Origin of the sequence: Micromonospora sp. NPDC048868 (assembly GCF_043198195.1) — a bacterium.
Classification (GTDB): Bacteria; Actinomycetota; Actinomycetes; order Mycobacteriales; family Micromonosporaceae; genus Micromonospora; species Micromonospora reichwaldensis.
In genome coordinates this window covers 128,788-135,573 of record NZ_JBICUN010000020.1, presented here as the reverse complement: position 1 = coordinate 135,573, position 6,786 = coordinate 128,788, and the positions used below count along the sequence as shown (strand labels likewise).

The following is a 6,786-nucleotide window of genomic DNA, read 5'->3' as shown; positions in this document are numbered from 1 at the left end:
GGGGGGGGGTTTGCCACAACAACGGGGTTGTAAACCGGCCCGGCGCCCCCCCCCACCACCCCAACCCCGGGGTTGCCCCCCCCCCACTCCCGGCCCCCCGGGGGGGGGGGGGGCCGGGCGGGCCCCGCCGCCGTTTCCGGTTGCCGCCCGGCGACCCCGGACCTGCCCCGGGAGATGGCCGGCGTCACTTCACACAATAAAACATTGCAGTACCTGCAAGATCGATAGTACTGTCGCCGCGTGACATCCGCCGGCACCGAACCCGCTCCCGGGCGGCGCGACCGCAAGAAGCGCCAGACCCGGGCCGCGCTGACCGAGGCGGCCCTGCGCCTGGTCGCCGAGCGCGGCCTGGCCCAGGTGACGGTGGAGGAGATCAGCGAGGCGGCCGACGTCTCCCCGCGCACCTTCTTCAACTACTTCGCCTGCAAGGACGACGCCCTGGTCGGCGACCAGGCGGGCGACGCGGCGCGCCTGGTGGCCCGGCTGGCCGCCGTGCCGCCCGAGGTGCCGGTGCTGACCGCGCTGCGGACGGCCCTCGACGAGGTGATCGACGAGGTACGCGCCGAGCGCGAGCTGTGGTGCCTGCGGATGGACGTGGTGGCGCAAAACCCCGCGCTGCTGCCCCGCCTGGTGGCCGGCAACGCCGAGACGGAGCGCGCCATCGTCGAGGTCGTCGCGGCGCGGGTGGGCGTCGAACCCGACCACGGCTACCCGGCGCTGGTCACCGCCGTGACGGGCGCAGCGCTGCGCCACGCCATGACCCGGTGGGCCGCCCACCCCGACCGGCCGGACCTGGCCGACCTCGTCGACGAGGCGTTCGCCGCCCTCGCCGCGGGGCTGCCGCAACCCGACCGGCTCTGACCCGCAAGCCCCTTCCGGGAAAGGTGCCCGGGAGGCCGTGAAACCCGTACCCGGTAAGGAAGGTCAATGACCGCCACCGTGCCCGCCGAGCCCCTGAAGGTCGGCGCCGGCCGCATGTCCCGCCGCGAGGTGCTCCAGGCACTCTCCGGCCTGATGGTCGGCATGTTCGTGTCGATCCTCGCCTCCACGGTCGTGGCGAACGCGCTGCCGCGCATCATCGCCGACCTGAACGGCACCCAGACCGTCTACACGTGGATCGTCACCACCGAGCTGCTGGCCATGACGGCGACCGTGCCGCTTTGGGGCAAGATGGCCGACCTCTACAACAAGAAGCTGCTGATCCAGCTCTCCCTCGGCCTCTTCGTGATCGGCTCGCTGATCGCCGGGCTCACCCCGAACGTCGAGGTGCTCCTGGTCAGCCGGGTCGTGCAGGGCATCGGCGCCGGCGGCATGACCGCCCTGGCCACCATCGTGATGGCGGCCATGATCCCGCCCCGCGAGCTGGGCCGCTACGCCGGCATCTTCGGCGCGGTGTTCGGCGTCGGCACCATCGCCGGGCCGCTGATCGGCGGCGTGCTGGTGGACACCTCCTGGCTCGGCTGGCGCTGGTGCTTCCTGATCGGCGTCCCGTTCACCCTGCTCTCGATCTTCCTGCTCCAGCGCACCCTGCACCTGCCGGTGGTCCCCCGCCGCAAGGTGAAGATCGACTGGCTGGGCGCGCTGCTCATCACCTCCGGCGTCTCCACCGTGCTGGTCTGGTCGTCGCTGGCCGGCAACAAGTTCGCCTGGGCCTCGGGCTGGACGGCGCTGATGGTCGGCGGCGGTCTCGCCCTGCTGGCGCTGGCGATCTGGGTGGAGTCCCGCGCGGACGAGCCGATCGTGCCGCTGGACATCTTCCGCAACCGGACGGTCTCGCTGACCACCATCGCCAGCATCCTGGTCGGCGTGGCGATGTTCGGCGGCACCGTGTTCCTGTCCCAGTACTTCCAGCTCTCGCTCGGCAAGTCGCCGACCGTGGCGGGGCTGATGAGCCTGCCGATGATCCTGGGTCTGCTGGTCTCGTCGACGGTCGCCGGTCAGCTGATCACCAAGTACGGCCGCTGGAAGCGTTACCTGGTGGCCGGCGCCGCCGTGATGGTCGTCGGCATGCTGCTGCTGGCCACCATCGACGCCGAGACCAGCATCCTGCTGCTCAGCGTCTACATGGCGGTGCTCGGCATCGGCGTCGGCATGCTCATGCAGAACCTCGTGCTCGCGGCGCAGAACGACGTCCCGGCCCACGAGCTGGGCGCGGCCACCTCCGTGCTGACCTTCTTCCGCAGCATGGGCGGCACGATCGGCGTCAGCGCGCTCGGCGCGGTGCTGGCCAACCGGGTCGCCTCGCTGAGCGCGGAGAAGCTCGGCCCGCTGGCCGGCGGCGCCCCGGGCGGGGAGGGCTCCACCGAGGTGCCCGACCTGTCCGCCCTGCCCGAGCCGGTGCTGAGGATCATCCAGGACGTGTACGGCACCGCGACCGGCGAGCTGTTCCTGGTGGCCGCCCCGTTCGCGGTGCTCGCCCTGGTGGTGGTGCTGTTCATCCGGGAGAAGCCGCTGCACACCCTCAGCGGTGAGGAGCGGCGGGCCAAGGAGGAGGCGGCTGCCGTCCTGCCCGGCGCACACTGAGCCACCCGTGCGGGGGCGGTCCGGCCTGCGCCGGGCCGCCCCCCCACCACGTCCGGCGGCGTGCGTGCGCCGGTTCGCCGGCCCGCTCCGCGCTACGCCGTCGGCGGCGGCGCGGCAACGGCCACCGTCCCGCGCAACGGCGCGGCCAGCGGCACCGGCCGGCGTACGGGCGGCCAGGCGGCCGGGATGCGTTCCAGGACCCCGCCGGCGAAGACGTCCCGCAGGCCGAGCGGCTTGAGGTGGACGTACCCGATGTGGCAGTCGCAGACCGCGTTGCCGCACGGGCGCGGTCGCAGCGCCGAGCGCCACGACCCGTCGTAGAGGTTGCCGATCGGCTCGTCGATGAAGTGGCAGCGGCGCACGGTGCCGTCGCCGCGCACCGAGATCGCCGTCTCGCCCGCGTGGCACGGACGGTCGAGCGACACGTGCGGGCGGGCGCTGTAGCCGAACAGCGGATCCAGCTCCGTCCAGGTCGCCTCCTCGGCCGCGTCGTAGCGCCGGCCCTCGGCGGCGTTCACCCACAGGTAGACCTCGGCGGGCAGGGCGGCGCGCAGCGCCCGCGCCTCGGCGAGGTGCTCCGGCAGGCCGACCACCCCGACCGAGTAGCGGACGCCCAGCTCGCTCAGCCGGGCGCAGCGGCCCAGGAAGCGGTCCCGGTCGACCTGGCCGGGGTGGTAGGTGGCCCAGAGGGCGGCGGCGCGCGGGTCGGCGTCGGCCAGCCAGTCCACCCGGGCGGCCAGGTTGGTCTGGATGACCACCCGCTCGACGTGCGGCAGGTGCGACAGCGACACCATCGCGTCGCGGTACCAGCGGCGGGTCAGCCCCTCGCCCCACGGGGTGAACAGCACCGACAGCCGCACGTCGGAGGTGGCCGCCACCCAGCCGGCGAAGCGGTCCAGCGCCGCCCGGTCGGCGCGCAGCAGCTCCGGCGGGTCCCGCCGCTTGGCGAACGGGCAGTACGGGCAGTCGTAGTTGCAGCTCGCCAGGGGACCCCGGTAGAGGACCGCGAGGTTCACCTCGGCACGTACCCGGTCATCGCGTCGCGTACCCGGGCCGAGGTCAGCCACGGGCCGATCGCGTCGGAGCGGGCCAGCCCGGCCGGCGTCAGCCGCAGCCCGCCGTCGCCGGCCCAGCCGCGCTCGGCCAGCCGGCCCAGCTCCGGGAAGTCGTCGCCCGGAAGCGCGCCGAAGCGGGCCCGGTAGGCCGCCGCGTCGACGCCCTCGGCGCGCAGCAGCGACTTGAGCAGCCACCGGCGGCGCTGCTCGGCGCCGTCGAGGGCGAACCCGAACTCGGCGAAGCGGAAGTCGTCGGCCGGGCGGGCCAGGTAGTCGTCGAGCACCGCGCGCACCTGCGACACGCCGACCGCGTAGTCGAACGAGTAGTGCAGGGACGTCGTGTAGGAGCGGGCGCCGCAGCCCAGGCCCACCATGCCGTCGTCCTGGCAGCAGTAGTCCGGCCCGTCCGGGGTGGGCGCGTCGGCGCGGCGGAACTGCCGCATCGACTCCTGCCGGTAGCCGGCCGCGCCCAGCGTCGCCACCGCCTGCTCGTAGAGGGCGAGGCGCTGGGCGTCCCAGTCCGCGCGGCCGTGCGCCCGCCGCCCGAGGCCGGTCAGCGGCCGCACGTACAGCGGGTAGAGGTACAGCTCCTCGGGCCGCCACGCCAGGGCCGCGTCGAGGCTCTCCCGCCAGGTGTCGGCGGTCTGCCCGTCGATGCCGTAGATCAGGTCGATGTTGAGCACGGGGATCCGGGCGTCGCGGATCGCGGCCAGGGCCGCCTCCACCTCCGTGCGGCGCTGCGGCCGGCCGGCGGCGCGGGCCTCGGCGTCGAGGAAGCTCTGCACGCCGATGCTCACCCGGGTGGTGCCGTGCGCGGCGAGCACCGCGAGCCGGTCCGGCGTCGCGGTCGCCGGCGAGGTCTCCACCGACAGCGGTACGCCGGGCAGCCGGGCCCCCATCGCGGTGGCGATGCCGAACAGCTCGGTCAGCTCGTCGGCGGTCAGGTAGGTGGGGGTGCCGCCGCCGAGCGCCACGCGGGCGTAGCCGGCGTCGCCGCCCAGCGCGTCGGCGACCCGTCCCGCCTGCCGGCGCAGCTGCCGAAGGTAGTCGGTCACCTGCTCGGCGGGCGCGTTGGCGCGGGTGAACAGGTTGCAGAAGCCGCAGCGCATCTCGCAGAACGGCAGGTGCACGTAGAGGAAGAGCGCCTCGCGCGCCTCGGCCCGCCACACGTCCGCCAGCAGCGGGCGCGGTCGCAGCGGCCGGTAGGAGGTCTTGTGCGGGTACGCGTAGAGGTACTGCTGGTACGGCGAGCCGTCGAGGCCCGTGTCGGTGCTGGTCACCATTCCCCCGGTCGCAGGACGAAGTGGGCGTACGGGACCGTCCACACCACGTCGTGGCCGATCCGGTGGCCGGTGTGGCCGTCCTCCCCGTAGGCGGTGCCGTGGTCGGAGCAGACGATCGCGAACACCGGCCGCTCCCGGCCGGTGAGCAGGGCGAACAGCCGGTCGATCCGGCCGTCGACGTACTCCAGGGCCGCGGCGTGGCTGGCCAGGTCGTCGGCCTGTGCCCCGGGCAGGTGGTGCCGGTTGGGCTGGTGCAGGGCGGCGACGTTGAGGAACGTGAACAGCGGCTGCCGCGCCGGCACCCGCGGCAGCACCTCGGCCAGCCGGTCGAGCTGCGCGTCCAGGCAGGTGGGGGAGGTGACCCCGAACTCCGGCTCCCAGTGCGCCTCGGCGAACAGGCCCGGCAGCACCGCCCCGAGCGGGCTGCGCCGGTTGAAGAAGCCGACCCCGCCCAGGCAGAGCGTGTGGTAGCCGACGGCGGCGAGCGCCGTGGGCAGGTCGGGCGCGTCGAACACCCAGGTGTCGGCGCCGGACGTCTCGCTGCCGGGGAACGCCGCCGCGTACAGCCGCTCGTGCCGGCCCGGGGTGACCGGGGTGGGCAGGAAACCGGCGAAGAACGCGTGGTGCGCGGCGTAGGTGAAGCTGGCGGGGGAGTGCCGTCGCTCCCACCGCCCGCCGGGCAGGGCCCGCGCCAGGTGCGGCGTGCGCCCCCGCGCGGCCAGGTCGGCGGCGACGTCGTGGCGCAGCGTGTCGAGGGTGAGCAGGAGCAGGTCGTGGCTGCCGATCAGACTGCGCACGCGAGCACCTCCCGCCCGACCGCGCCGGCGGGCCGCGTCGCGTCGCCGCCCGGCGGCGTCCGGCCGGCCGCCGCCCGCCAGCGGTCCCACCGGCCGTCGGTCAGGGCGCGGACCTGCTCGGCGTAGGTGTCCCGGCCGTCGGTGAGGACCCCCGGCAGCAGGTCGCCGAAGGCGTTGACCTCGGCCACCGCGTGGCGCCGCCAGCCGAGCAGGAACATCAGGTCGATGCCGACCTGGAGGGTGCGGGGGAAACACGCGGCCGCCCGCTCGCAGGTCTCCATCGCCGCCGCCCACGCCGCCGGCCCGGCCGCCGCGCGCAGCTCGGCGAGGTCGCCGCGCGCGTTGCCCAGGTGCAGGTTGGTCAGCGGCCCCCGGGCGGCGCGCACCACGGCGTGGGTGGGCCGCCCCGCGACCGCCACCACCCGCAGGTCGACCACCCGGTCGCCGAGCCCCGCCTTGGGCAGCCACCGCTCCACGTGCAGGCCGTCGGCGGCGATCCGGTCGACCATGGCGGCGACCTCGGCCTTGTCGGTGTAGCGGCGGGGGCGCAGCGAGTTGAACAGCCCGTCCGGGGTCGCCTCGATCGTGGTGACCGCCTGCACCCGCCTCCGGGCCACGGCCAGCGCGACGACCCCGGCGGCCGACGAGCCGTGTGCGGGCTTGACGAACACGCGGCTCCAGCGGGCCGCCGCCATCGCCGCCCGCAGCTCCTGCCACCCGTGCACCGGGGGCAGCGCGGCCGGCACCGGCACCCCGGCGGCCGACAGCCGGGCGTGGCAGCGCCGCTTGTCGCACAGCACCGCGACGTCCGCCGGGTCGTTGAGCAGCTCCGCGCCGCCGGCGGCGACCCGGTCCAGGCCCCGCAGCAGCCCGGCGTACGTGTCGGCCAGGCCGATCAGCTCACCGTGCCGCGCCGGCGAGGCGGACCGGCGCAGCAGCCGGTCCACCTCGGCGTCCTCGCCGGGCGAGTCGACCCGCACCAGCGCGCCCGCCGCCGGTGGCGCCGCGCCGGTCAGCACGTCGACCCAGGGCAGCACCGCCGGCCGGGGCAGGCCGGCGGCGAGGACCGCCCGGGTGAACAGCTCCACCCGGCGGTTGGCGGGGTTGCCGACGACGGTCAGGCGCATG

At 75.2% G+C, this 6,786-nt stretch carries 6 protein-coding genes; 2 read left to right on the top strand and 4 right to left on the bottom strand.

Features of this window, described 5'->3' with window-relative positions; translation table 11 throughout:
* Positions 1–240: 240 nt before the first annotated feature.
* Both ACGFNF_RS25635 and ACGFNF_RS25630 read left to right on the top strand, forming a co-directional pair.
* On the top strand, positions 241–861 hold the full coding sequence (locus ACGFNF_RS25635) for a TetR family transcriptional regulator (protein WP_393171226.1): 621 nt from the start codon (positions 241–243) through the stop codon (positions 859–861).
* A 66-nt stretch (positions 862–927) separates the two neighbouring features.
* A complete protein-coding gene (locus ACGFNF_RS25630; RefSeq protein ID WP_393171224.1) occupies positions 928–2,523 on the top strand; it encodes an MDR family MFS transporter in 1,596 nt (531 codons plus the stop codon).
* A 92-nt stretch (positions 2,524–2,615) separates the two neighbouring features.
* On the opposite strand, the gene ACGFNF_RS25625 is transcribed toward ACGFNF_RS25630, so the two are convergent.
* Genes ACGFNF_RS25625 through ACGFNF_RS25610 form a run of 4 tightly spaced genes read right to left on the bottom strand, consistent with a single transcriptional unit; the run spans position 2,616 to position 6,785 of the window.
* Positions 2,616–3,539, bottom strand: coding sequence for an STM4011 family radical SAM protein (locus ACGFNF_RS25625; protein WP_393171222.1), 924 nt, complete (start codon positions 3,537–3,539; stop codon positions 2,616–2,618).
* Positions 3,536–4,858 (bottom strand): STM4012 family radical SAM protein, encoded by a 1,323-nt coding sequence (locus ACGFNF_RS25620; RefSeq protein ID WP_393171220.1) that lies wholly within the window; start codon positions 4,856–4,858, stop codon positions 3,536–3,538. Before ACGFNF_RS25620 ends, ACGFNF_RS25625 begins: the two co-directional genes overlap by 4 nt.
* A complete protein-coding gene (locus ACGFNF_RS25615) occupies positions 4,855–5,658 on the bottom strand; it encodes an STM4013/SEN3800 family hydrolase (RefSeq protein WP_357580766.1) in 804 nt (267 codons plus the stop codon). Before ACGFNF_RS25615 ends, ACGFNF_RS25620 begins: the two co-directional genes overlap by 4 nt.
* Complete coding sequence (locus tag ACGFNF_RS25610; RefSeq protein ID WP_393171218.1) at positions 5,646–6,785, bottom strand: STM4014 family protein; 1,140 nt, start codon at positions 6,783–6,785, stop codon at positions 5,646–5,648. The genes ACGFNF_RS25615 and ACGFNF_RS25610 overlap by 13 nt, the downstream gene beginning before the upstream one ends.
* Position 6,786: the final 1 nt, after the last annotated feature.